Raw genomic sequence first — 25,553 nt, forward strand, 5'->3', positions numbered from 1 at the left:
CGCAGACCGCCGCCCGCGCCGCGCCCCGGTCACCAAACAGGAGGGAGAGGACACCGTGGCAGAACCACTCACCGTCGGCGTCGACTTCGGCACGCTGTCGGGCCGCGCGGTGGTCGTGCGGGTCCGGGACGGGGCCGAGCTCGGCTCCGCGGTTTTCGAGTACCCGCACGGGGTGCTCGACGAGACGCTGCCCGCCACCGGCCGCGCGCTGCCGCCGGACTGGGCGCTGCAGGTGCCCGCCGACTACGTCGGGGTCCTCCGCAACGCCGTACCGGCGGCGCTGCGCGACGCGGGCGCCGACCCGGGCGACGTCATCGGCGTCGCCACCGACTTCACCGCGTGCACGATGGTGCCGACCACCGCGGACGGCACGCCGCTGTGCGAGCTGCCCGAGTTCGAAGGCGACCCGCACGCCTACGTCAAGCTGTGGAAGCACCACTCGGCCCAGCCGCAGGCCGACCGGATCAACGAGCTGGCCCGCACCCGCGGCGAGAAGTGGCTGCCGCGCTACGGCGGCCTGATCTCGTCGGAGTGGGAGTTCGCCAAGGCGCTGCAGCTGCTCGAAGAGGCGCCCGCGGTCTACGCCGCGATGCGGCACTGGGTCGAGGCGGCCGACTGGATCGTCTGGCAGCTGACCGGGACGTACGTCCGCAACGCCTGCACCGCCGGGTACAAGGGCATCCTGCAGGACGGCCAGTACCCGAGCCGCGACTTCCTCCGCGAGCTGGCGCCCGGGTTCGAGTCCTTCGTGGCCGACAAGCTCGAACACCCCCTGGGCGAGCTGGGCTCCCGCGCCGGTTTGCTGTCCGCCGAAGCCGCCGCGTGGACCGGACTGCCCGAGGGCATCGCGGTCGCCGTCGGCAACGTCGACGCCCACGTCACCGCGCCCGCGGCGAACGCCGTCGAACCCGGCCAGATGGTCGCGATCATGGGCACCTCGACCTGCCACGTGATGAACGGCGCCGAACTGCGCGAAGTCCCCGGCATGTGCGGGGTCGTCGACGGCGGGATCGTCCCCGGGCTCTGGGGCTACGAGGCCGGGCAGAGCGGCGTCGGCGACATCTTCGGCTGGTTCACCGAGCACTTCGCCCACGACGGGCACGACCAGCTCACCCGGCTGGCCGCGCAGCAGGAGATCGGCGAACACGGCCTGGTCGCCCTCGACTGGCACAGCGGCAACCGGTCGGTCCTCGTCGACCACGAGCTCTCCGGCGTCATCGTCGGCCAGACGCTGGCCACCCGCGCCGAGGACGTCTACCGCGCGCTGCTGGAAGCCACGGCGTTCGGCACGCGCAAGATCATCGAGACGTTCAACGCCGCCGGCGTCCCGGTCACCGAGCTGATCATCGCCGGCGGGCTGATGAAGAACGCGCTGCTCATGCAGATCTACGCCGACGTCACCAACCTCCCGCTGTCGGTCATCGGCTCGGGGCAGGGCCCCGCGCTCGGCTCGGCCATCCACGCGGCCGTCGCCGCCGGGGCCTACCCGGACATCCGCGCGGCCGCCGCGGCCATGGGCTCGGTCGAGCGCGCGGTCTACCGGCCGGAGCCCGCCCACGTCGTCGCCTACGACGAGCTCTACGCCGAGTACACGACGCTGCACGACTACTTCGGCCGCGGCGGCAACGATGTCATGCACCGGCTGGCCGCCCGCAAGCGCGCTGTCGCGAAAGGACGGTCCTGATGTCGCTGACCGGCGAAGTCCTCGACACCGTCGCCGAGCTGCGGGAGACCGTGGCGAACCTGCACGGCGAGCTGACCCGCAACGCGCTGGTCATCTGGACCGCAGGCAACGTCTCGGCGCGGGTGCCCGGGCGCGAGCTGATGGTCATCAAGCCGTCGGGCGTCTCCTACGACGACCTGTCCGCCGACACCATGGTCGTCACCGACCTGCACGGCGAACTGGTCCACGGCGAGCTGGCGCCGTCATCCGACACCGCCGCGCACGCCTACGTCTACCGGCACATGCCCGAGATCGGTGGCGTCGTCCACACGCACTCGACCTACGCCACGGCGTGGGCCGCGCGCGGTGAGCCGATCCCGTGCGTGCTCACGATGATCGCCGACGAGTTCGGCGGCGAGGTGCCGGTCGGGCCGTTCGCCCTGATCGGCGACGACTCCATCGGCAAGGGCATCGTCGAAACGCTGCGCGCGAGCCGGTCGCCGGCCGTGCTGATGCGCAACCACGGCCCGTTCACCGTCGGCCGCACCGCCCGCGACGCGGTCAAGGCCGCCGTGATGGTCGAGGACGTGGCCCGCACCGTGCACAAGGCCTTCGAGCTGGGCACGCCCGAACCCCTGCCGCCCGAGGACGTCGACCGGCTCTACGCCCGGTACCAGAACGTCTACGGCCAGCACTGATACCGAGGAGAACGATGACCCGCGCGTCGAAACCCCAGCTCTGGTTCCTCACCGGGAGCCAGGCCCTCTACGGCGAGGAGACCCTCGAGCAGGTCGCCGGCCAGTCCCTGCGCATCCAGCAGCTCCTGGCCGCCTCCGGTGGCCTCCCGGCCGAGATCGTCGGCAAGCCGGTGCTGACCGAGGCCGCGTCGATCCGCCGCGTGCTGCAGGAAGCCAACTCCGACGCCGCGTGCGTCGGCGTGATCGCGTGGATGCACACCTTCTCGCCCGCGAAGATGTGGATCACCGGGCTGGACGCGCTGCGCAAGCCGCTGCTGCACCTGCACACCCAGCTCAACGAAGCCCTGCCGTGGTCCACCATCGACATGGACTTCATGAACCTCAACCAGGCCGCCCACGGCGACCGCGAGTTCGGGTTCATCCAGACCCGCCTCGGCGTGCCGCGCAAGACCGTCGCCGGGCACGTCAGCGATCCGGCCGTCGTCGCGCGGATCGACGCGTGGGCTCGGGCCGCGATCGGCGCCGACCACCTGCGCAACCTCCGCCTGGCCCGGTTCGGCGACAACATGCGCGACGTCGCCGTCACCGAAGGGGACAAGGTCGAGGCCGAGCTGCGGTTCGGCGTCTCGGTCAACACCTACGGGGTCAACGACCTGGTGGAAGTGGTCGACCAAGTTTCCGATGTCGACTCGCTCGTGGCGCAGTACGCGCAGGATTACAACGTTGTCGCGGACCTGGCGGCCGGGGGAGCGCGGCACGAATCCCTGCGGTACGCGGCGAAGATCGAGGCCGGGCTGCGGAAGTTCCTCACCGACGGCGGGTTCGGCGCGTTCACGACGAACTTCGAGGACCTAGGCGGCCTGCGCCAGCTGCCCGGCCTGGCCGTGCAGCGGCTGATGGCCGACGGCTACGGCTTCGGCGGCGAGGGCGACTGGAAGACCTCGGCGCTGCTCGCCGCGGTCAAGGCGATGGGCGTCGGCCTCGAGCGGGGCACGTCGTTCATGGAGGACTACACCTACCACTTCGGACCGGGCACGCCGAAGATCCTCGGTGCCCACATGCTGGAGGTCTGCCCCAGTATCGCTGCGGCCAGGCCGTCGTGCGAGATCCACGCGCTGGGCATCGGCGGCCGCGAGGACCCGGTCCGGCTGGTGTTCGACGCCGCCCCCGGCCCCGGCGTCACCCTCGGCCTGGTCGACCTCGGCGACCGGTTCCGCCTGGTGGCCAACGAGATCGAGGTCGTCGAGCCGGACGAGCCGCTGCCGAACCTGCCGGTGGCGCGCGCGGTGTGGGAGCCGGCGCCGTCGCTGTCGACGTCGGCCGAGTCGTGGATCACCGCGGGCGGCCCGCACCACACCGTCCTGACCCAGGCCGTCGGCACCGAAACCCTTCGCGACTTCGCGAACCTGCTCGGCGTCGAGCTGCTGGTGATCGACAAGGACACCACCCCGCACGACTTCGCCGACCGCATCCGCTGGAACCAGGCGTACCACCGGCTCGCACAGGGCTTCTGAGAAAGGAAGAAAGAACGATGAAGTTCACCAGAGGAATCGCGGCGCTCGGGGCCGCGGGGCTCGTGCTCACGCTGTCGGCGTGCGGCTCGAGCCAGAAGACCGCGGACCAGACGGCCGCGCCCGGCGCGAGCGCGGCGGGCAGCCTGGTCGGCGTCACCATGCCGACGAAGTCGTCGGAGCGCTGGATCCACGACGGCGACAACATCAAGTCGGCGCTGGAGAAGCTCGGGTACAAGGTCGACCTGCAGTACGCCGAGAACGACATCCCCACCCAGGTGAACCAGATCGAGAACCAGATCACCAAGGGCGCCAAGCTCCTGGTCATCGCCTCGATCGACGGCACGGCCATCACCACCCAGCTGCAGGAGGCCGCCGACAAGAAGATCCCGGTCATCGCCTACGACCGGCTGATCCGCAATTCACCGAACGTCGACTACTACGCCACGTTCGACAACTTCAAGGTCGGCGTCGAGCAGGCGAACTCGCTGGTCAAGGGCCTGGGCAACGGCCCCGGTCCGTTCAACATCGAGCTGTTCGCCGGCTCCCCGGACGACAACAACGCCACCTTCTTCTTCAACGGCGCGATGTCCGTCCTCAAGCCCCTGATGGACAGCGGCAAGCTGGTCGTCAAGAGCGGCCAGACCGACTTCGCCCGCGCGGCCATCCTGCGCTGGGACCCGGCCACCGCGCAGCGGCGCATGGAAGACCTGCTCACCAAGACCTACACCGGCGGCGCGAAGGTCGCGGGCGTGCTCTCGCCGTACGACGGCCTGTCGATCGGCATCCTCTCGGCGCTGAAGAGCAACGGCTACGGCACCGCCGGCCAGCCCTACCCGATCGTCACCGGGCAGGACGCCGAGGTCGCGTCGGTCAAGTCGATCATCGCCGGTGAGCAGTACTCGACGATCTTCAAGGACACCCGCATCCTCGCCGACACCACGGTGAAGATGGCCGACGCGGTGCTCAAGGGCGGCAAGCCCGAGGTCAACAACACGAAGGACTACGACAACGGCAAGAAGGTCGTCCCGTCCTACCTGCTGCAGCCGGTCACGGTGGACAAGGCCAACTACCAGAAGGAACTGGTCGACTCCGGCTACTACACGGCAGGTCAGCTGAAATGACCGAACTGCTCGGCATGCGCGGGATCACCAAGACCTTCCCCGGGGTCAAGGCGCTGTCCGACGTCACGCTTTCCGTGCGCCAAGGGGAGATCCACGCGATCTGCGGGGAGAACGGCGCCGGGAAGTCCACCCTGATGAAGGTGCTCTCGGGCGTCTACCCCCACGGGACGTACGACGGCGAGATCACCTTCGACGGGCAGCGGTGCGAGTTCGGGTCGGTGCGCGACAGCGAACGGCGCGGGATCGTGATCATCCACCAGGAGCTCGCGCTGTGCGGCCAGCTGTCGATCGCGGAGAACATCTTCCTCGGCAACGAACAGGCCAAGCGCGGCTGGATCGACTGGAACCGCACCAACCACGAGGCCGGCGCGCTGCTCAAGCGCGTCGGCCTCGCCGAAAACGCGACCAGGGCGGTGCAGGAGCTCGGCGTCGGCAAGCAGCAGCTCGTCGAGATCGCCAAGGCCCTGTCGAAGGAGGTGAAGCTGCTCATCCTCGACGAGCCCACCGCGGCGCTCAACGACGACGACTCGGCCCACCTGCTCGACCTGCTGCGCGGGCTGCGTGACGAGGGCGTCACCTGCGTGATCATCTCGCACAAGCTGGGCGAGGTGACCGCGATCGCCGACACCGTCACGATCCTGCGGGACGGCAAGACGATCGAGACGCTGGACGCGGCGGGGCTGACCGAGGAACGCATCATCACCGGCATGGTCGGGCGCGACCTCGAGCACCGGTTCCCGCCCCGGGAGCCGGACATCGGGGAAGAGGTGCTGCGGATCGAGGACTGGACGGTGCACAGCCCGACCCAGGCCGGCCGCGTGATCGTCGAGAACGCGTCGCTTTCGCTGCGGCGCGGGGAGATCGTCGGGCTGGCCGGGCTGATGGGCGCGGGCCGGACCGAGCTCGCGATGAGCGTGTTCGGCCGGTCCTACGGCAAGGACATCTCCGGGCGGATCATCAAGCACGGGAAGGAGATCGACGTCCGGTCGGTGCAGGACGCCGTCCGCCACGGCATCGCCTACGCCACCGAAGACCGGAAGCGCTACGGGCTCAACCTGATCGAGGACATCCAGCGCAATGTGTCCGCGGCCGGGCTGGGCAAGCTGGCCAAGCGCGGCTGGGTGAACGAGCACGCCGAGCACGACACGGCCGCCCGCTACCACCGCGACCTGCGGATCAAGGCGCCGTCCGTGCGCAGCGTGACCGGGAAGCTTTCCGGCGGCAACCAGCAGAAGGTCGTGCTGGCCAAGTGGATCTTCACCGACCCGGACGTGCTGATCCTCGACGAGCCGACCCGCGGCATCGACGTCGGCGCGAAGTTCGAGATCTACACGATCATCAACGCCCTCGCCGCGCAGGGGAAGGCCGTGCTGGTCATCTCCTCCGAGCTGCCGGAGCTGCTCGGGCTCTGCGACCGGATCTACGCGCTGTCGGCGGGCCGGATCACCGGCGAGGCGACCCGCGAACAAGCCACCCAGGAACTGCTGATGCAGTACATGACCAAGGAACGGCAATGACCACGACCGAAGCGCGGCCCGCCGCGCCCCCGGCCGAGCGCTCCGCCCGGCGGATCTCGATCAACCCGCGCCAGAGCGGTATCTACGTCGCCTTCGCGCTGATCGTGGTGCTGTTCGAGGTGCTCACCGGCGGCGCGCTGCTGGAACCGCAGAACATCTCCAACATCATCGTGCAGAACAGCTACGTGCTGATCCTGGCGATCGGGATGATCCTGGTGATCATCTCCGGGCACATCGACCTCTCCGCCGGGTCGGTGGTCGCGATGACCGGCGCGGTGTCGGCGGTGCTGATGGTGAACTGGCACCTGCCGTGGTTCTGGGCGGTGCTGGTCACCCTCGTCGTCGGCGCGGTGATCGGCGCGTGGCAGGGCTACTGGGTCGCCTACTTCGGCATCCCGGCGTTCATCGTGACGCTGGCCGGGATGCTGGCGTTCCGGGCCCTGACCCTGACGGTGCTGGGCAACCAGGGCATCGGCCCGTTCCCGGACGCCATCCGCACGCTGTCCAACGGCTTCACCGACGGCTACCTCGGCAACATCGGCCTCGGCCCGCTCGGCGGCGCCGACCTGGTGTCGCTGCTCGCCGGCGTCGCGGCGGTGGCCGGGATCGCGTTCACGCAGTGGCGGAAGCGCTCGGCGCGGCTGGGCTACGGCCAGGTCGTCGACCCGTTCGGGGTCTTCGTTCTGAAGATCGCCGGGATCGCGGTGCTGGTGCTCGCGCTGGTCGTGCAGCTGGCGCGGTTCAAGAACCTGCCGTGGGTGCTGATCCTGCTGGCGGCGCTGGTGCTCGGCTACTCGCTGGTGGCCGGGAAGTCGGTGTTCGGCCGGCACATCTACGCCGTCGGCGGCAACCTGCAGGCCGCGACGCTCTCGGGCGTCAAGGTCAAGTCGGTGACGTTCTGGATCTTCGTCAACATGGGCGTCCTGGCGGCGCTGGCCGGGATCATCTTCGCCGGCCGGCTCAACCAGGCGGGCCCGACGGCGGGCGTCAACTTCGAGCTGGACGCGATCGCGGCGGCGTTCATCGGCGGCGCGGCCGTCCAGGGCGGCGTCGGCAAGGTGGTCGGCGCGATCACCGGTGGCCTGATCATGGCGGTGATCAACAACGGGATGTCGCTGATCGGCGCGCCGAGCGAGCGGGTGATGCTCGTGAAGGGCGTCGTGCTGCTGGCGGCCGTGGCGTACGACATCTGGACGAAACGCCGCGCGGCTTCCTGAGTCACGCGTCGAAAGGGGCTTTCCCGTTCGACGGGAAAGCCCCTTTCTTTTTCGAAGTTCTCGAATTGCTTGACCGGGCGGTAACGGGACGTACATAGTGCTGGTTAATCCCTCACCAGTGGAGGACACATCCCATGCACAACGCCGTGCGTTCCCTCGTGGTTTCCTTGACCGTGGCCGCTTCCGTGGCCACCTCGGCCGGTGTCGCTTCGGCTGCGACGTGGTCGTCTTCGGACAAATGGGCGACCTGGTCCAATGGCGGGTACACGATCCGCAACGACGTCTGGGGCAGTGGTGCCGGCCCGCAGACCATCTGGGCGAATTCGTATTCCAACTGGGGTGTCTGGTCGGATCAGCCGAACACCGGCGGCGTGAAGTCGTACCCGCATTCGGCGAAGAACGTCGGCAAGAAGCTGAGCGCTCTCGGCCGGGTGTCCAGCAGCTTCAACGTCAGCCGCCCCGGCGGCGGTGCCTACGAGACCGCCTACGACATCTGGGCGGACAACAACGCCTACGAAACCATGCTGTGGATGAACAAGCAGGGCGCGGTCGGCCCGCTCGGCAGCAAGCAGACCACCGCGACGGTCGGCGGCCACACCTGGGACGTCTACAAGGGATCGAACGGGTCGAACGCGGTCTTTTCGTTCGTGCGCACGTCGAACACCGACGCGGGCACGGTCGACGTCCTGGCGGTGCTGAACTGGATCCGTGCCCGCGGGTGGTTCGGTGACGTGACGCTCGGCGAAGTCCAGTTCGGCTTCGAGATCACCTCGTCCGCCGGTGGCCTGGACTTCGCCGCGAACAGCTACTCCGTCACCTCGTCCTGACTCACTGGCTGCAGCGCTTGCCGGTGTTGATGCAGTTGACGACCTGGTTCATCAGCCGCTGGCCCATGACGTTGGCGAAGTCGTCGTGGTCCGAGCGGGGGTTGTGGCTCTCCTGCGGGAAAGCGTCCACTTTGTACTGGCCCTTGACCTGGATGTCGTGCGGGATGTCGTAGACCAGCTTGATGACCAGCTGCGGCACGTTCTCGAAGCCCTGCGGGCACTTGCCCTGCTGGTCGGCGAACACGATGTGCGTGCGGTGGTTCGCGCTGTCGATGTTCTTGCCGTCCCAGCAGTTCGGGAACGCGTGGATCCGCTCGACCCGGCTGCCCTGCGGGCAGATCGGGTAGTGGTCGGTGAGCCGGTCCTCGAAGCCCGTGCACGTCCAGCTGGGCCGGGCGTTGGCCGGGCCGTTGGTGCTCTGCTTGGCGTCGCCGTAGAGGATGCGGAGGAACTGCGGCATCGCGACGACCTTGTTCGCGCCGCCGCTGGTGAACGTGATCGTCGCCGCGCGGACCCGCTGGATCTCGCCGTCGTTGCCGGCCACTTCGTTCTTGGCGTTGACGCCGGGCAGTTCGCCCGCCTGGCCGGCGCTGTTCTGGCCGCCGTTGTCGAGCCCGCCTTGGCCGTTCTGCTTGAGCACGCACGCGGCGAGCCCGCCCAGGTTGGTGGGCTTCGCCGCGCGGCGGCCGATCGCGATGGCGATCCGGTCGATGGTCGCGGTGCGCTTGTCCTTCAGCGGCCCGACGACGGCGTTCTGGATGTCCTGCGGCGTCTTCAGGTCGCCGTTCGCGATCCGCTTGTTCGCCTCGTCGATCTGCGTGTCGAGCAGGTCGAGGTTGCGGTTCACCTCGTCCATGGCCTGGTCGGGGACGTCGGGGAGCTTGCTCGCGACGTCCGGGCAGTCGACCTGCGCGCTCGCCTTGTCCTTCGCGCTGCCGGCGCGGTCGGGCTGGGTCGCGGGCGGGTTCTTCCCCGCGTCGCCGGTGTCGATGCGCACGACCGGCCAGAAGTAGGCGGACTTGTCGCCGTTCTTGCACGTCGTCCCGGCCTTGACCAGGCTCTTGTTGTTCGAGTCGGCGTTCGTCGACAGGTTGCCGACGTAGTCGTGCAGGTGCTGGGCGCCGTTCTTGACACCCGGCTGGGCGATGAAGTTGTCGGGGTTGAAGTGCTGGTTCTCGTTGCGCCCGCAGTCCACGGTGAACGTGCCGCGCGCGCCCTTCTGCTGCAGCGCTTTGTTCACGTTAACACCAGCCGGCACCTTCGCGATGTCGAGGAAGAACGACGCGTCGGCGGGATCGGCGCTGGCCTGGCCGGTGCGTCCGGCGGTCGTCGCGACGACGATGCCGCCGACCGCGAGCGCGAGGGCGAGCCCGCCGGTCGCGATCTTGGTGCGGCGGCTGATGCGATGTCTGCCCGTGGCGGGGGAGGTTTTCCGGGGCAATGGTCACCTTCTTCGGTTTTCCGGGCACACCGACGACAGCTGCGTGCCCGGGTGGGGAGACGCGCGGAACCCGGGAAAGTGCCACCGCGGCGCGGGAATCGGGGAACCGCGCCGGTGTCACTGGTTCCGGCACTGGCTGAAACGGCCGCCGTGGAGGCCCGGTTCAAAGCGCCTTTCGTGCGTTATCGTTTCGTTATTTATGGAAAGTGAAGGAAGTTCACGTCCGATCGTGTGATCGTTAACATCGTCGCCATGTCCGCGGACGACGCAGGTCCTCTCAGAGCCCCGGCCCGGCGTGGCACGCTCGGGGTGATCACCACGGGAGCCGCCGCGGCCGGGCCGGTCCTCAACGGCTTGCGCGCGGCCGCGCGGGAACACGGGTACGCCCTCGTCGTCTTCAGCGTGCCGGGCCGCGGCCGGTCCGCGGTGTCGGCCGCCGTGGCCGGCCTGCGGCTGCAGGGGGTGGCGGGGATCGTCCTGCTCGACCCGCACGCCGCCGGCGCCGACCTGCCGCCGGTCGCCGGCGTCCCGCTCGTGCCGGCCGCGTCCGCCGACCAGAGCGACGGCGCGCGCCGCGCCACCGAACACCTCCTCGACATCGGCCACCCGACGGTCTGGCACGTCGGCGGCCCCGAAGACGGGGTGATCGCCCGCGACCGCGAACGCGGCTGGCGCGAAACCCTCGAACGCTACGGCGCCGACGTGCCCCCGGTGGTCCGCGGCGACTGGTCGGCCCGCTCCGGCTACCGCGCCGGGCAGTCCCTCGCGGTCGAAGCGGGGGTGTGCGCGGTGTTCACGGCGAACGACCACATGGCACTCGGTCTCCTGGCCGCCTTTGCCGAAGCCGGGATGCGGGTGCCGCGCGACGCCCACGTCGTCGGCTTCGACGACGTCCCGGAGGCGGCCTACTTCGCACCCCCGCTGACGACGGTCCGCCAGGACTTCGTCGCCGCGGGCCGCCACACGATGGCGGTGCTCGCCGCGCGGATCGACGGCCTCGCGGCCCCCGGGAGCAGTTCGGTCCGGACCGAACTGGTGGTGCGGGAGAGCAGTCGCCCGGCCCGGAGGTGATCGTCAGCGCGTGGCGGTGACGCAGACGTCGATTTCGCCGGCAGGTACCGGAATCCGTTACAGCGCGAGCCGTTCGCCGAGCTCGCGGATGTGGCCGGCCGTGCCGCAGCCGAGGTCGAGCTGACGGCGGCGTTCCGCGACGAACGCCCGCCCGAGGCCGGTGCGGTCCGAAGTGGACATCGTGCGGCGCAAGTCGTTCAGCAGCCCGCGTTCCTCGCCGCGCACGTGCCCGTCGACGACGTTCTCCAAGCGCAGCAACGCCTTCTCGAAGTCGTCGGCTTCGAGGACCGCCAGGAGCTCGTCGGCGAAGGGGGTGCCGGGGGAGCCGGGCCGGACGATCCGCTCGGTCGTCGTCGCGTGGGCGACCAGCAGGGCCGCCAGCTCCGCGACCAGCGCCGGCCGGTCGGCCTCGGCGTTGCGCAGGTCGCGCAGCAGCTGCTCGAACCGGCGGTGGTCGGCCAGCAGCACCTCGACCAGGTCGGACCCCGGCGCGGCGGCGGCCGGGCCGGGACGCATCCAGCCGAACGTCAGCTCCACCGCCTGGCGCCAGTGCCCGTACTCGGTGTCGCGGCGGGCCGGGTCCATCGCCGGCAGCCACTGCCCGGCCCGGTGCCAGTTGCGCCGCAGCCCCTCCAGGTCCGGCCAGTACCCGACGGACAGCCCGGCCGCGTAGGCCGCGCCGAGCGACACCGTCTCCGCCACCATCGGGCGCACCACCGGCACGTCGAGGACGTCGGCGATGAACTGCATCAGCAGGTTGTCGGCGGTCATGCCGCCGTCGACCTTCAACGTCTTCAGGGCCAGGCCCGAGTCGGCGTTCATCGCGTCGACGACCTCGCGGGTCTGCCAGCCGGTCGCCTCCAGCACCGCGCGCGCCAGGTGGCCCTTGGTGATGTACGACGTCAGGCCGGCGATCACGCCCCGGGCCTCGCTGTGCCAGTGCGGCGCGAACAGTCCGGAGAACGCCGGCACGATGTAGCAGCCGCCGTTGTCGTCGACCGTCCGCGCGAGGGTCTCGATCTCGGGCGCGCTGCCGATCAGCTCCAGGCCGTCGCGGAACCACTGCACCAGCGACCCGGTGACGGCGATCGACCCTTCGAGGGCGTACACGGCCGGCTCGTCGCCGATCTTGAACCCGACCGTGGTGAGCATGCCGTGGGTCGACAGCACCGGCGTCGGGCCGGTGTTGAGCAGCAGGAAGCTGCCGGTGCCGTAGGTGCACTTCGCCTCGCCGGGCGCGAAGCAGGTCTGGCCGAACAACGCGGCCTGCTGGTCGCCCAGCGCCGCCGCGATCCGGATGCCGGGGACCACGCGCGAGGTGGTGCCGTAGACCTCGGTCGAGGAGCGGATCTCCGGCAGCATCGCGCGCGGGACGTCGAAGAAGTCGAGCAGCTCGTCGTCCCAGTTGAGCGTGCGCAGGTTCATCAGCATGGTGCGCGAGGCGTTGGTGACGTCGGTGATGTGCACGCCGCCCTCGGCGCCACCGGTGAGGTTCCAGATCAGCCAGCTCTCGATGGTGCCGAAGAGGACGTCGCCGCGTTCGGCGCGTTCGCGCAGGCCGGGGGTGCGTTCGAGCAGCCAGCGGACGCGCGGCGCGGAGAAGTACGTCGCCAGCGGCAGGCCGCACAGCTGCCGCACGCGGTCGGCGCCGGGCTCGCGGGCGAGCTGTTCGAGCATGGCGTCGGTGCGGGTGTCCTGCCAGACGATCGCCCGCCCGACGGGGTTGCCGGTGTGCCGGTCCCACAGCACGGTGGTCTCGCGCTGGTTGGCGATCCCGAGCCCGACGACCTGGTCCGCGGTCGCGCCGGCGTCGGCCAGCGCCTGGGGCACGATCCGGGAGAGGTTCCGCCAGATCTCGACGGCGTCGTGCTCGACCCAGCCGGGCCGCGGGAAGTGCTGCTGGTGTTCCCGCTGGACGACCGAGACGAGCCGGCCGCGCGCGTCGAACAGGATGCACCGGGTGGAGGTGGTGCCCTGGTCGATGGACATCACGTACCGCTGGACCATGGTCCTCCCTTCACCATCGGGACGCACCCAGGTCCCGCGAGACCGCGCGCGCCGCGTCGCGGACGTGGCCCAGCAGCCGCGGGCTCGGGCTGCCGTCCGGCTCGCAGACGCGCTCCACCGCGCCGGACACGCCGATCGCGCCGACCACGATGCCGCCGTGGCCGCGGATCGGCGCCGCGATGCCCGCCTCGCCGGCGATCATCTCGCCGTTCTCCACCGCCCAGCCCGCCTCGCGCACCTTCCCGCAGGCGCGCTTGATCGCGGTCTGGGTGACCAGCGTCCGCCGGGTGTAGGCCTCGGGCTCGCCGGTGCGCAACGATGCCACGAGAGTCGTGTCGTAGGCCAGCAGGACTTTCCCGAGCGCCGTCGCGTGCAGCGGCAGCAGCGTGCCGACGTCGAGGGTCTGCAGGCTGTCGTCCGGGCGGAACACGTGGTGCACCACCAGCACCCGGCCTTCCAGCGGCGCGCCGATCCGGACCGCCTCGCCGCTGCGGGCGGCCAGGGCGTCCGCCCAGTTGATGGCCCGCGACCGCAGCTCGTTGACGTCCAGGTAGCTCGTGCCCAGGTGCAGCAGCGCCGCGCCGAGCTGGTACTTGCCCGTGTCGCGGTCCTGCTCGACGAACCCGACGCCCTGCAGCGTGCGCAGGATCCCGTGCGCGGTGCCCTTGGCCAGCTCGAGCGCGTCGGCGATCTCCCCGACGCCCAGACGGCCCGAGCCGCGCGCCAGCAACCGCAGGATCGCGGCGGCGCGCTCGATGGACTGGATCGGACCGGGCACGCCGCGACCCTAGCCCGACCGGCCCTGATTCGACAATGTCGAACATCCACACCGGCCGTTCGACAATGCCGACCGGCGTCCGTTGACCCCTCCGCAACGCGAACTTAACTTTCACTCACCAGGGGGAAGAACGGTCCTTTGTGGAGGAAGCAATGGTGCGAAACCTCAAGGCCCACGGGCTCGTCGGCGAGATGGCCGCCGAGTTCGTGGGGACGATGATCCTCATCCTGTTCGGGTGCGGGGTGGTGGCGCAGGTCGTCGCCGCGGGCATCGGGGACCACGACAGCATCGCCTGGGCCTGGGGACTCGGCGTCACGCTCGGTGTCTACGTCGCTTCGCGGATCAGCGGCGCGCACCTGAACCCGGCCGTGACCGTCGCCCTCGCCGTGTTCAAGGGCTTCGAATGGCGCAAGGTCGCCCCCTACGCCCTGGCCCAGACGGCCGGCGCGTTCCTCGCCGCCCTGCTGGTGCGCTGGAACTACACCGAGGTGCTCAACGCCAAGGACCCCGGCCTGACGATCAAGACCCAGGGCGTCTTCTCCACCCTTCCGGGTAACGGCACGCTCCCGGTGGGTGACTGGGGCGCCTTCCGCGACCAGATCATCGGCACCGCGATCCTCGTCCTGGTGATCTTCGCCATCACCGACCTGCGCAACACCTCGCCGGGCGCGAACCTGGCCCCGGTCGTCGTCGGCTTCCTCGTCGTCGCCATCGGCATGGCCTGGGGCACCGACGCCGGCTACGCGATCAACCCCGCCCGCGACTTCGGCCCGCGGTTCGCGTCCTGGCTGACCGGCTACGACACCGCGTTCACCGACCAGTACGGCTTCCCCTACTGGTGGATCCCGATCGTGGCGCCCGTCCTCGGCGCGGTGATCGGCGGCGCGATCTACAAGTTCTTCATCGAGCGGTACCTGCCCGCCGGGGAACCCCTCGATGCCATGCCCGCCAAGGACTTCGAGCCCGCCAACTGAGTAGGAGCACCGCCATGCCTGACTACGTCGGCGCCGTTGACCAGGGCACCACGAGCACCCGCTTCATGATCTTCGACCACGGCGGCAACGAGATCGCCCGCCACCAGCTCGAGCACGAGCAGATCCTGCCCAAGCCGGGCTGGGTCGAGCACGACGCCACCGAGATCTGGGAACGCACCCGCTCGGTCATCGCGACCGCGCTCAACAAGGCGAACCTGACGCACGCCGACCTGGCCGCGCTCGGCATCACCAACCAGCGCGAGACCACCGTCGTGTGGAACCGCCGCACCGGCCGCCCCTACTACAACGCGATCGTCTGGCAGGACACCCGCACCGACCGGATCGCCTCGGCGCTGGAGCGCGAGGGCAAGGGCGACGTCATCCGCCGCAAGGCCGGCCTCCCGCCCGCGACGTACTTCTCCGGCGGCAAGCTGCAGTGGATCCTCGAGAACGTCGAGGGCGTGCGCGAAGACGCCGAGAAGGGCGACGCCCTCTTCGGCACCACGGACTCGTGGCTCATCTGGAACCTCACCGGCGGCCCGGACGGCGGCGTGCACGTCACCGACCCGACCAACGCGTCCCGCACGATGCTGATGGACCTGGAGACCCTCGACTGGGACGACGAGCTGCTGTCGTTCTTCAACGTCCCGAAGCGGATGCTGCCGGCGATCCGGCCGTCGTCGAACCCCGGCCTGTTCGGCACCACTCGCGCGGACGGCCCGCTCGGCGGCGAGGTCGCGCTCACCGGCGTCCTCGGCGACCAGCAGGCGGCCACCGTCGGGCAGGTCTGCTTCCGGCCCGGCGAAGCCAAGAACACCTACGGCACCGGCAACTTCCTGCTGCTCAACACCGGCCACGAGCTGGTCCGCTCGAAGCACGGCCTGCTCACGACGCTGTGCTACCAGTTCGGCGACGACAAGCCGGTCTACGCGCTGGAAGGCTCGATCGCCGTCACGGGTTCCGCGGTGCAGTGGCTGCGCGACCAGCTCGGCATCATCAGCGGCGCGGCGCAGAGCGAGAGCCTGGCCCGCCAGGTCGAGGACAACGGCGGCGTCTACTTCGTCCCGGCGTTCTCCGGCCTGTTCGCGCCGTACTGGCGCTCCGACGCCCGCGGCGCGATCGTCGGGCTCACCCGCGCCACGACCAACGCCCACATCGCGCGGGCCACCCTGGAAGCGATCTGCTACCAGACCCGCGACGTCGTCGAGGCGATGCAGAACGACTCGGGCGTCACCCTGGACGTGCTGCGGGTCGACGGCGGCGTCACCGCCAACGAGCTGTGCATGCAGCTGCAGGCGGACATCCTCGGCGTGCCGGTGTCGAAGCCGGTCGTCGCCGAGACGACCGCGCTCGGGGCCGCCTACGCGGCCGGGCTGGCCGTCGGCTTCTGGTCCTCGACCGACGAGCTCGAGCAGAACTGGAACGAGGACAAGCGCTGGGCGCCGACGTGGACCGGCGAGCAGCGCTCCGAGGGCTACGCGGGCTGGCAGAAGGCCGTCGGCCGCACGCTCGACTGGGTCGACGTGCAATGACCATGAGGAGGAACACCGTGACAGCGCTTTCCCCGTCCTACCGCGCGGACACCCTGCGGAAGCTGGCGCGCGAGGAGATCGACGTCCTGGTCGTCGGCGGGGGAGTGACCGGGGCGGGCGTGGCGCTCGACGCCGCGTCGCGCGGGCTCTCGACCGCGCTGGTCGAGGCCCGCGACTTCGCCGCCGGCACGTCCAGCCGGTCGTCCAAGCTGATCCACGGCGGCCTGCGCTACCTGGAGCAGCTGGACTTCAAGCTGGTGCGCGAGGCGCTCAAGGAACGCGGGCTGCTGCTGCAGAAGCTGGCCCCGCACCTGGTCCGGCCGGTGAAGTTCCTGGTGCCGCTGACGCACCGGGTGTGGGAGCGCGGGTACATCGGCGCCGGCGTCACGCTGTACGACACGCTCGGCGGCGCCCGTGCGCTGCCGCGGCACCGGCACCTGTCCAAGCGCGGCGCCGCCAAGGTGGCGCCGGGCCTGGCCGACGACGCGCTGATCGGCGCGATCCAGTACTACGACGCCCAGGTCGACGACGCCCGTCACACGATGACGATCGCGCGGACGGCCGCCGAGCAGGGCGCTTCGGTGCTGACGCGGGCTCGCGTGACGTCGCTGCTGCGCGACGGCGAGCGGGTGGTCGGCGCGAAGGTCGTCGACCGCGAGAGCGGCGCCGAGATCGAGGTGCGGGCGAAGACGGTCGTCGCCGCGACCGGCGTGTGGAGCGACGACATGGCGGAGGCGGCCGGGATCCCCGCGCCGTTCACCGTGCGGGCGTCGAAGGGCATCCACCTGGTGGTGCCGCGGGAGAAGATCGACCTCGACACCGGTCTGATCCTGCGCACCGAGAAGAGCGTGCTGTTCGTGATCCCGTGGGGCCGCCACTGGATCGTCGGCACGACCGACACCGAGTGGGACCTCGACCGCGAGCACCCGGCGGCGAGCCGCGCGGACGTCGACTACGTGCTGGAGCACCTCAACGCCGTCCTGCGTACCCCCGTGACGCACGATGACATCGAGGGCGTCTACGCGGGTCTTCGCCCGCTGCTCGCGGCGAAGGCGGCCGCGACGACGAAGCTGTCGCGGGAGCACGCGGTCGCGCACCCGGTACCGGGCCTGGTGATCGTGGCGGGCGGCAAGTACACGACCTACCGGGTGATGGCCGCGGACGCGGTCGACGTGGTGGTCGAGGAGCTCGGCCGCCCGGCCCCGCCGTCGTGGACCGACCGGCTGCCGATCGTCGGTGCCGAGGGCTACCACGAGCTGTGGGAAGACCGCGTCGGCCTGGCCGCGCGCGCCGGGCTGCCGCTGACCCGCGTCGAGCACCTGCTGCAGCGGTACGGCACGCGGATCTGGAACCTCCTCGATCTGATCGAGGAGCAGCCTTCGCTCGCAGAGCCGATCACGGAGACGTCGGAGTACCTCCGCGTGGAAGCGGTGTACGCGGCCACGCACGAGGGTGCGCTGCACCTGGAGGACGTGCTGACCCGGCGGACGCGGATCTCGATCGAGGAACGCGACCGCGGCGTGGCGGCGGCCCCGGTGGTCGCCGGGCTGCTGGCCCCGGTGCTGGGCTGGGACGCCCACCGCGTCGAGCGCGAGGTGGCCAACTACCTCGCGCGGGTGGACGCCGAGCGCTCGGCCCAGGAAGCCCCGGACGACGCGGCGGCGAACGCCACCCGCCTCACGGCCCCGGCGCTCCTGCCGGGCTGACTCAACCGATCGCCGCCGTCGCGCGTGAACACCCCGGAACCCACCTGACAGGGGAGGAGCAGGGGATGTTCAGAGGTGTTCTCGCGACGGCGGTGGCGACGACGGTGCTCGCCGCCGTCCCGGCGAGCGCGGACGAGGTGACCGGTCCGATCGACCTGGGCACGCTGCCGGGCGGCTCGAGCAGCTCGGGGCTGCTGGTGACGAACCGCGGCACGGTGTTCGGCGAGGCGTACGACAAGGTGTTCGACGTGCACGGGGCCCGGTGGGACCCGGCCGGCCGGATCACCGACCTGCGGCCGCTCGACGGCTACAGCGCCGTGAAGGCCACCGCTCTCAGCGAGGCCGGGGTGGCGGTCGGGGACTCGACCAACCACGTGAACACCGGGCGGGCCACCCGCTGGGACGCTTCGGGCGTACCGGTGGAGCTGGACCAGCCGACCGGCTTCCCGGGCTACGCGTGGTCCACGCCGGTCGCGATCAACGAAGGCGGCATGGTCGCCGGTACCGCCTACGGCGCGCCCGGCCCGGACGCCGCCGTGCGGTGGGACACCTCGGGCAAGGTGACCGTGCTCGGCCTCGGCCGGGTCCGGGCGATGAACGACGCGGGCGCGGTGATCAGCGAGTCCACGTACTGGGACCCGGCGGGCAACGTCGTCGAGCTGACCGATGGCGGTTCCCTGCGCGACCTCGACAACGCCGGCACCGTGGTCGGCAGCATCGGCGTCCACGCGGCGAAGTGGGACTCGACGGGCCGGCCCACGGTGCTCGACACCACCTGGGAGTCCAGCGAGGCGCTGGCCGTCACCGCCGGCGGGACGATCGCCGGCGAGGTGCGCGACAAGGACTTCACCACGCGGATCGCGCGCTGGGACCCGGCGGGCACGCTCACGGTCTTCGAGGCCCCGGGGTCCCGGTTCACGGCCGTCAGCTCGTCGGGCGCCGTGCTCGGGCAGCTCGGCGACGGGACGCCGGTGGTGTGGGACCGGGCCGGCCGGGCGCTGCGGCTGCCGGTGCCCGAAGGCGGGATCTGCTCCACGGACGGGCTGAACGACTCGGAGGTCACGGGTTCGTGTTCGGTGCCGGGCCGGAACTCGCACGGGGTGCTGTGGCGCTTCGGGGAGCCGGTCGGCAACCGAGCTCGGTTAGCACGTACCGGGCGTTGGCCGAGATGACCGGGTTGGTGTGCCGGTAGTACGGCAGCTGGATCACGGCCATCGACAGCGCCCAGCCTCGGGCGCGGGCCCAGGTCGCCTCGTCGGCTTCGACGGCGTCGCGGAAGACCCCGCGTGTGGCCGCCGTCAGCAGGTTCCACGCGGGGATCAGGTCGCACGCCGGGTCGCCGAGGCCCGCCGTCGCCCAGTCGAGGACGCCGGTCAGGCGGCCGTCGCGCATTAGTAGATTGCTCGGCATCAGGTCCGAGTGGACCCAGCACGGCGGGCCGGTCCACTGTGGAGCGTCGATCGCCTCGGCCCAGACGGCGAGGGCCGCGGCCGCGTCGAACGGCTCGTCGGTGCGGCTGAGCTCGTCGATCGCCCGGCGGGTGGCCCGGTCGACCGGACCCAGGGGCTTTCCGCGGTAGGCCGGGGGACCGTCCGCCCGCTGGGCGCGCAGCGCGCGGACGAACTCCGCCAGTTCGCGCGCCGGTGCGTCGCGGCCTTCGCGGGCCGGTTCGCCGTCGAGCCAGCGGTGCACCGCCCACGGCCACGGATACCCCTCGGCCGGTTCGCCCGTGGCAACGACGGCCGGCACCGCCACCGGCAACCCGTCGAGCGCGGCGAGGGCCCGGGCTTCCTTGGCGAGGTCACCGGCGCCGCCGCCGGTCAGGGGGAGCCGGACCGTCAGGCTGTCGCCGAGGCGGTACACGGCGTTGACCGTGCCGCCGGAGGCCAGGGGCGTGACCGGCAGGTCCGCCCACTCCGGGAACCGCCCGCGCACCAGCCGTCGCACGAGGGTGGTGTCGATGGCGTGCTCGTCGGCGTGCATCCGGCCCATGGGATCACGCAACCACGCACGTCGACCGGGTTTCCGTGAGCCAGGGCACCCCGGATTGCACGACGATGCATGGGCGTGCATAATCATTCGCATGTCCAAGGTGCTCACTTCCCTGCCCGTCGGCGAGCGTGTCGGTATCGCCTTCTCCGGTGGCCTCGACACTTCCGTAGCGGTCGCGTGGATGCGCGACAAAGGCGCGGTCCCCTGCACCTACACCGCCGACATCGGCCAGTACGACGAGCCCGACATCGAGTCGGTGCCCGGGCGGGCCGGCCAGTACGGCGCCGAGATCGCGCGGTTGGTCGACTGCAAGGAAGCCCTCGTTGAAGAGGGACTCGCGGCGCTGACCTGCGGCGCGTTCCACATCCGCACCGGCGGCCGCAGCTACTTCAACACCACCCCGCTCGGCCGCGCCGTCACCGGCACGCTGCTCGTGCGCGCCATGCTCGAGGACGACGTCCAGATCTGGGGCGACGGCTCCACCTACAAGGGCAACGACATCGAGCGGTTCTACCGCTACGGCCTGCTGGCCAACCCCTCCCTGCGCGTCTACAAGCCGTGGCTCGACGCGGACTTCGTCACCGAGCTCGGCGGCCGCAAGGAGATGTCCGAGTGGCTGCTCGCGCACGACCTGCCCTACCGCGACAGCACCGAGAAGGCCTACTCGACCGACGCCAACATCTGGGGCGCCACGCACGAGGCCAAGTCCCTCGAGCACCTGGACACCGGGATCGAGATCGTCAAGCCGATCATGGGCGTGGCCTTCTGGGACCCCGAGGTCGAGATCGCCACCGAGGACGTCACGATCGGCTTCGAGCAGGGCCGCCCGATGACGATCAACGGCAAGGAGTTCGCCACCGCCGTCGACCTGGTCCTCGAGGCCAACGCCATCGGCGGCCGGCACGGCCTGGGCATGTCCGACCAGATCGAGAACCGGATCATCGAGGCCAAGAGCCGCGGCATCTACGAGGCTCCCGGCATGGCGCTGCTGCACGCCGCCTACGAGCGCCTCGTCAACGCCATCCACAACGAGGACACCCTCGCGAGCTACCACAACCACGGGCGGCAGCTCGGCCGGCTGATGTACGAAGGCCGCTGGCTGGACCCGCAGGCGATGATGCTGCGCGAGTCGCTGCAGCGCTGGGTCGGCACCGCGATCACCGGCGAGGTGACGCTGCGGCTGCGCCGCGGCGAGGACTACTCGATCCTCGACACGACCGGCCCGGCGTTCAGCTACCACCCGGACAAGCTGTCGATGGAGCGGACCGAGGACTCGGCGTTCGGCCCGGTCGACCGGATCGGCCAGCTGACCATGCGCAACCTCGACATCGCCGACTCGCGGGCGAAGCTCGAGCAGTACGCGAGCCTCGGCATGGTCGGCGGCTCGAACCCGAAGCTGATCGGCGCGGCCCAGGCCGCGTCGACCGGGCTCATCGGCGCGATGCCCGAGGGTGGCGCCGAAGTGATCGCCTCGCGCGGCAAGGCCGACGACGTCGAGCTGCTCGACAACGCCGCGATGGAGTTCGGCACGGACTGATCCGCCGGACCCGAAGGCCACCACGCTCGCCGTGGTGGCCTTCGGTGCGTTCAGGGGACGAGCACGACCTTGCCGGTGACCGTCCCGGATTCCGCCAGTGCCAAGGCTTTCGCGGCCTCCTCGAGCGGGATCCGCGCGGCCACCTGAGCTTTGAGCTCGCCCTTCGCCGCCAGCTCGAAGACGGCCGTCAGGTCCTCGGCGAGCCGCGCGCGGAACCGGGGGAGGTTCCGCTTGCCGCCCCAGACGTTGTAGAAGTGCGTCCGGCGCCGGTTCGGCAGCGCGTTCCACCACAGCAGCCGTGCGACCAGCTTCAGCACGGCGAGCCTCGGGTTGCCGCCGGTGTCCTTGGTGGCCGCGCTGCCGTAGGCGAGCAGGGCGCCGCCGGGGGCGAGCAGGCGGAACGAGTCGACGATGCCGGGCCCGCCGACGTGGTCGAAGACGGCGTCGACCCCGCCGGGCGCCAGCGCGCGGACCTGGGCCGGGACGTCGCCGCGGTAGTCGAGGGCGGTCGCGCCGAGCCCGGTGACGACGTCGAGGTTGCGCGCCGACGCCGTGCCGATCACCTTGATCCCGGCGGCCCGGGCGAGCTGGACGAGCGTGGTGCCGACGCCGCCGCTCGCGCCGTGGACCAGGATCGTGCCGCCGGCCTTCACCTTCGCCCAGCGGTGCAGCATCTGGTAGGCCGTGATGCCGTTGACCACGAAGGTTTCGGCCTCGGCCGCGTCGAGCGCGTCGGGCACGGGGACCAGGTCGGCGGCGGGGAGGACGAGGTGGCTGCTCCAGCCGCCGATCTTGGTCATGGCGGCCACCCGGCGGCCGACCAGGGCCGCGTCCTCGGCTTCGAGGACCGTGCCGACGACGTCGTAGCCGGGCACGAACGGGAACGGCGGCTGGTCGTAGTACTTGCCGCGCCGCATCTGCTGTTCGGCGAACGAAACCCCGCTCGCTTCGACGCGGACGAGGGCTTCGCCGGCGCCGGGCCGCGCGATCTCGCGGTGCTCGACGCGCAGGCCGTCCGGCTCGACGAGGCCGGGGAGGACGATCTCGGTGACGTTCATGGTGCTTCCTTCCGGGTGTGAGTGACTGGTCAATCACTCAAGGGGCATGAAAAGGATCTGCTGGTCGGAGGTCAGTTTTTGCCGGGGTGGCGGATGCCGGCGGAGAGGACGGCGGCCCATTCGCCGACGTGGTCGTCGAGGTCGAGGGTGGCGATGAGGTGGCAGAGCTGGCCGTAGGCGATGAACCGCTGCACCTGGTCGCCGCCGGCGCCGGAGCGCCGGCGGGCGAGTTCGGTGACCTTCGCGAGCCCGCGGCGCACGGCGTCGGCGATTTCGGGGGTGTCCGCGGCGGACTGGGCGTGCACCTGCAGCATGAGCAGGTCCCGGTCGGCGATGAGCTCGGCGTAGGCGCCGCCCATCTCGTAGAGGATCCGCTCGGGGTCGTCGTCCTCGGCGCGGGCGGCGCCGTTGGAGAGCGCGTGCGCGACGAGTTCGTAGCACCGGTCGAGCGCGGCGACGAAGAGGGAAACCTTGCTGGGGAACAACTTGAAGACGTAGGCGGGGGAGATGTCGGCCTTGGCGGCCACGGCGCTGATCGGCGTGCTGTGGTACCCGGTCCGCGCGAACTCGGCGATGGCCGCGTCGACGACGACGTCCCGCCGGGCATCGGAGGTGGAGAGGGTGGCGCCGCGCTTGGTCATATGAGTGACTGTACACTCACTCTCGTCGGGAGCGCAACACCGCTGGTCAGTCCCGGTCGGGGGAGCCGCCCATCATGCGCAGCATCCCGGCTCCGCCCGTCCGCAGGAAGCGCGTCACCAGAACCGCGGCCAGGACCAGGAACACGATGTTCAGCCAGGTCGTGTAGTTCCAGGAGACGCCTTCGCGCATGACCGTCGCCGAGCGCTCGGCCGGGATCAGCCCCGCGACGCCGAACAGCAGCTCGACCACGTACCCGGCGCCGACCATCGCCGCGTAGAACGTGCCGAGCAGCACCAACGTCATCCGCGTGCCGTAGTACTTCCGGTAGATGTTCAGGATCGGCAGGATCAGCAGGTCGGCGAAGATGAACGACACCACGCCGCCGAAGCTGATGCCGCCGTTCCACAGCACCGCGGCCAGCGGCACGTTGCCGATCGAGCAGACGAACGCGAGGATCGCGACGACCGGGCCGATGATCGGGCCCCAGACCGCCGAAGCGACCGCGTGGTCGGTGAAGAACAGCGCCCGCCACCAGGACTCCGGGACCCATGCGCCGACCGCGCCCGCGATCAGCAGGCCGATCACCAGGTCGCGCAGGATCGCCGCCCATTCCATGACGAACACGTGCGCCACCGCGGTGAAGCCGGCCTCGGAGAACAGCCGCTGCCGGAAGGTGCCCGGGCCCTGGACGGACATGTCCATCGCCGCGTGGCCCTCCATCGACCCGGCGAGGCCCTTCTCCGCCTGTTCGCGGGCCTGCTCCAGCAGCCGGCGGCGGACGAACACGCGGAAGAGCACCGCCACCAGCACGATCATGATCGGCCCGCCGACGAACTCGGCCGCGGTGAACTGCCAGCCCATCAGCAGGGCCAGGATGATCCCGAGCTCGACGACCAGGTTCGTCGAACCGATCTCGAAGGCCATGGCGGCGGTGAAGTGCGCGCCCCGCCGGAACAGCGACCGCGCCAGCGCCACCGCGGCGTACGAGCAGGACGACGACGCCGCGCCCAGCAGCGACGCCACCGCGAGCGTGCGCGGCCGGTCGTCGCCCATGAGCCGCACGATCGTCGACTTCCGGACGACGGACTGGACGACGGCGCTCAGCAGGAACCCGAGGATCAGGGCCCAGAGGATCTCCCAGGTCATCGACCCGGCCAGCGCGAGCGCTTCGAGGACTTCACCCACAGGACCGGGACGCTACTCCCGCCGTGACGCCCCGGCCACGCGAACGCGTCCGCCGCGTCCACTGTGGAGTCGACGGGGACGGCTCAGACGCCGGCGGTCGAAGAGATCCAGTCGCGGTACTTCGTGATGTTGATGTACGCCGTGTACGACTGGCGGTCGCTCGTCGACGCCATGCCCACCTGCTTGCCGTTCGCGTACATCGGGCCGCCCGAGTCGCCGCCCGCGGTGATGCCGTCGCCGCGGTTCGCGCACACCGAGACGCCCGCCCCGCCGTCCGGGCAGTCGATCGACGTCACGCTCACCTTCGCGACCTTCAGCAGCTGCGACTGGCACTCGATCTCGGGCTTGTCCGTGCACGTCGCGCCCCAGCCGTACACCTCGGCCTGGTCGCCCACCTCGACGTCGCCCTCGCTGCCCAGCGGCGCGTACTCCGTCTGCACCTGCTGGTCGATCCGCACCAGGGCGATGTCCGAGTCCGGCGCCTCGTGCACGGAGGTCGCGTTGATCGTGGTGCCCTTCGTCTGGTCCAGGTCGAACACGTGGAAGCTGATCGGCTTGCCGCCGGCACCCTGCGTGCAGTGGCGTGCGGTGAGGATCCAGTCGGGCGCGATGATCGTCGCCGAGCAGATTTCCTGCCCGCCGGCGAACATCCGGGCCGCGGAGTGGAGCGAGTCGGCGTTGCCGCCGTCGATGATGGCCGGCTGGGGGGCCAGTGACCGCGCCGCGGCCGCGAGGGCCGAGAGCAAAACGCCGGAGACGACTACGCCGGTTCGCGCGCTACGCACTTCCGGCGCAGCGGGCGGCGATCGTGGGGCGGCCGGCGAGTCGACCTCGCGGTGCTGACGCCGGTGAGTGCGCGGAAGCGCAAAATTGTCACCCTCGAAAACGCGGGTGACAAAAAACAAAGCCGTTCCCGCCCATGCGCATGACAAATTACGTGCCCACGGGAAAGCGCATTGGCCGGTTGGGAAGTTTCCGCCTAAGGGATGTCTCGTAACCCGGTGTCGGAGCGGCCGGGCCGGTAGTTGATCATGTTGGTGTGGTGCAGGTGATCACAGCGTCGCGGCCGGAGT

Annotated in this window: 21 protein-coding genes; 13 read left to right on the top strand and 8 right to left on the bottom strand. The window is 70.6% G+C overall.

Translation table 11 applies throughout. The features are described 5' to 3' along the window. Window positions 1–55: 55 nt before the first annotated feature. The 7 genes from araB (at window position 56) to ACZ7OH_RS35120 (ending at window position 8,557) form a co-directional block, all read left to right on the top strand. Entirely contained in the window at window positions 56–1,684 is a 1,629-nt protein-coding gene (araB, locus tag ACZ7OH_RS35090; protein WP_470284766.1) for a ribulokinase, read from the top strand. Further along, window positions 1,684–2,361, top strand: a complete 678-nt coding sequence (locus tag ACZ7OH_RS35095; RefSeq protein WP_400906207.1) for an L-ribulose-5-phosphate 4-epimerase — start codon at window positions 1,684–1,686, stop codon at window positions 2,359–2,361. The genes araB and ACZ7OH_RS35095 overlap by 1 nt, the downstream gene beginning before the upstream one ends. 14 nt (window positions 2,362–2,375) lie before the next feature. Continuing rightward, window positions 2,376–3,875, top strand: coding sequence for an L-arabinose isomerase (gene araA, locus ACZ7OH_RS35100; RefSeq protein WP_470284767.1), 1,500 nt, complete (start codon window positions 2,376–2,378; stop codon window positions 3,873–3,875). Between the two features lie 17 nt (window positions 3,876–3,892). Next, window positions 3,893–4,996, top strand: coding sequence for a multiple monosaccharide ABC transporter substrate-binding protein (gene chvE, locus ACZ7OH_RS35105; RefSeq protein ID WP_470284768.1), 1,104 nt, complete (start codon window positions 3,893–3,895; stop codon window positions 4,994–4,996). Continuing rightward, window positions 4,993–6,513: a multiple monosaccharide ABC transporter ATP-binding protein gene (mmsA, locus tag ACZ7OH_RS35110; protein WP_470284769.1), complete on the top strand. Its 1,521-nt coding sequence runs from the start codon at window positions 4,993–4,995 to the stop codon at window positions 6,511–6,513. Before chvE ends, mmsA begins: the two co-directional genes overlap by 4 nt. Next, entirely contained in the window at window positions 6,510–7,730 is a 1,221-nt protein-coding gene (mmsB, locus tag ACZ7OH_RS35115) for a multiple monosaccharide ABC transporter permease (protein ID WP_470284770.1), read from the top strand. The genes mmsA and mmsB overlap by 4 nt, the downstream gene beginning before the upstream one ends. A gap of 134 nt (window positions 7,731–7,864) precedes the next feature. Continuing rightward, window positions 7,865–8,557 (top strand): glycoside hydrolase family 12 protein, encoded by a 693-nt coding sequence (locus ACZ7OH_RS35120; protein WP_470284771.1) that lies wholly within the window; start codon window positions 7,865–7,867, stop codon window positions 8,555–8,557. A gap of 1 nt (window position 8,558) precedes the next feature. Here the strand turns inward: ACZ7OH_RS35120 and ACZ7OH_RS35125 are convergent, their stop codons facing one another. Further along, window positions 8,559–9,998 (bottom strand): DUF1996 domain-containing protein, encoded by a 1,440-nt coding sequence (locus ACZ7OH_RS35125; RefSeq protein WP_470284772.1) that lies wholly within the window; start codon window positions 9,996–9,998, stop codon window positions 8,559–8,561. 252 nt (window positions 9,999–10,250) lie between these two features. On the opposite strand from ACZ7OH_RS35125, the gene ACZ7OH_RS35130 reads away from it, so the two are divergent. Beyond that, window positions 10,251–11,069: a substrate-binding domain-containing protein gene (locus tag ACZ7OH_RS35130; protein WP_470284773.1), complete on the top strand. Its 819-nt coding sequence runs from the start codon at window positions 10,251–10,253 to the stop codon at window positions 11,067–11,069. 57 nt (window positions 11,070–11,126) lie between these two features. Here the strand turns inward: ACZ7OH_RS35130 and glpK (ACZ7OH_RS35135) are convergent, their stop codons facing one another. After that, window positions 11,127–13,076 carry a glycerol kinase GlpK gene (gene glpK, locus ACZ7OH_RS35135; RefSeq protein WP_470284774.1) on the bottom strand — a complete coding sequence of 650 codons (1,950 nt, stop codon included), beginning with the start codon at window positions 13,074–13,076 and terminating at the stop codon, window positions 11,127–11,129. A 10-nt stretch (window positions 13,077–13,086) separates the two neighbouring features. Further along, window positions 13,087–13,854, bottom strand: coding sequence for an IclR family transcriptional regulator (locus ACZ7OH_RS35140; RefSeq protein ID WP_400906236.1), 768 nt, complete (start codon window positions 13,852–13,854; stop codon window positions 13,087–13,089). Between the two features lie 152 nt (window positions 13,855–14,006). Between ACZ7OH_RS35140 and ACZ7OH_RS35145 the strand changes: the two genes are divergently transcribed. From ACZ7OH_RS35145 to ACZ7OH_RS35160, 4 genes are all read left to right on the top strand, one after another. Further along, window positions 14,007–14,828, top strand: coding sequence for an MIP/aquaporin family protein (locus tag ACZ7OH_RS35145; RefSeq protein WP_470284775.1), 822 nt, complete (start codon window positions 14,007–14,009; stop codon window positions 14,826–14,828). 14 nt (window positions 14,829–14,842) lie between these two features. Continuing rightward, window positions 14,843–16,360, top strand: a complete 1,518-nt coding sequence (gene glpK, locus ACZ7OH_RS35150) for a glycerol kinase GlpK (protein ID WP_470284776.1) — start codon at window positions 14,843–14,845, stop codon at window positions 16,358–16,360. Window positions 16,361–16,362: 2 nt separating this feature from the next. Then, complete coding sequence (glpD, locus tag ACZ7OH_RS35155; protein ID WP_470284777.1) at window positions 16,363–18,066, top strand: glycerol-3-phosphate dehydrogenase; 1,704 nt, start codon at window positions 16,363–16,365, stop codon at window positions 18,064–18,066. Between the two features lie 65 nt (window positions 18,067–18,131). Next, on the top strand, window positions 18,132–19,238 hold the full coding sequence (locus ACZ7OH_RS35160; protein WP_470284778.1) for a hypothetical protein: 1,107 nt from the start codon (window positions 18,132–18,134) through the stop codon (window positions 19,236–19,238). Here the strand turns inward: ACZ7OH_RS35160 and ACZ7OH_RS35165 are convergent. Continuing rightward, window positions 19,126–20,058, bottom strand: coding sequence for an aminoglycoside phosphotransferase family protein (locus ACZ7OH_RS35165; protein ID WP_470284797.1), 933 nt, complete (start codon window positions 20,056–20,058; stop codon window positions 19,126–19,128). The genes ACZ7OH_RS35160 and ACZ7OH_RS35165 overlap by 113 nt on opposite strands. Before the next feature lie 91 nt (window positions 20,059–20,149). On the opposite strand from ACZ7OH_RS35165, the gene argG reads away from it, so the two are divergent. Further along, window positions 20,150–21,595: an argininosuccinate synthase gene (gene argG, locus ACZ7OH_RS35170; protein ID WP_400906253.1), complete on the top strand. Its 1,446-nt coding sequence runs from the start codon at window positions 20,150–20,152 to the stop codon at window positions 21,593–21,595. A gap of 50 nt (window positions 21,596–21,645) precedes the next feature. Here the strand turns inward: argG and ACZ7OH_RS35175 are convergent, their stop codons facing one another. The 4 genes from ACZ7OH_RS35175 to ACZ7OH_RS35190 form a co-directional block, all read right to left on the bottom strand. Next, window positions 21,646–22,653, bottom strand: coding sequence for a medium chain dehydrogenase/reductase family protein (locus ACZ7OH_RS35175; RefSeq protein ID WP_470284779.1), 1,008 nt, complete (start codon window positions 22,651–22,653; stop codon window positions 21,646–21,648). Between the two features lie 71 nt (window positions 22,654–22,724). Next, complete coding sequence (locus tag ACZ7OH_RS35180; protein WP_470284780.1) at window positions 22,725–23,294, bottom strand: TetR/AcrR family transcriptional regulator; 570 nt, start codon at window positions 23,292–23,294, stop codon at window positions 22,725–22,727. 46 nt (window positions 23,295–23,340) lie between these two features. Further along, window positions 23,341–24,480 carry a permease gene (locus ACZ7OH_RS35185; RefSeq protein ID WP_470284781.1) on the bottom strand — a complete coding sequence of 380 codons (1,140 nt, stop codon included), beginning with the start codon at window positions 24,478–24,480 and terminating at the stop codon, window positions 23,341–23,343. A gap of 83 nt (window positions 24,481–24,563) precedes the next feature. Next, entirely contained in the window at window positions 24,564–25,265 is a 702-nt protein-coding gene (locus ACZ7OH_RS35190; protein WP_470284782.1) for a S1 family peptidase, read from the bottom strand. Between the last annotated feature and the right edge of the window lie 288 nt (window positions 25,266–25,553).

This window comes from Amycolatopsis sp. NPDC114478, from assembly GCF_055633805.1.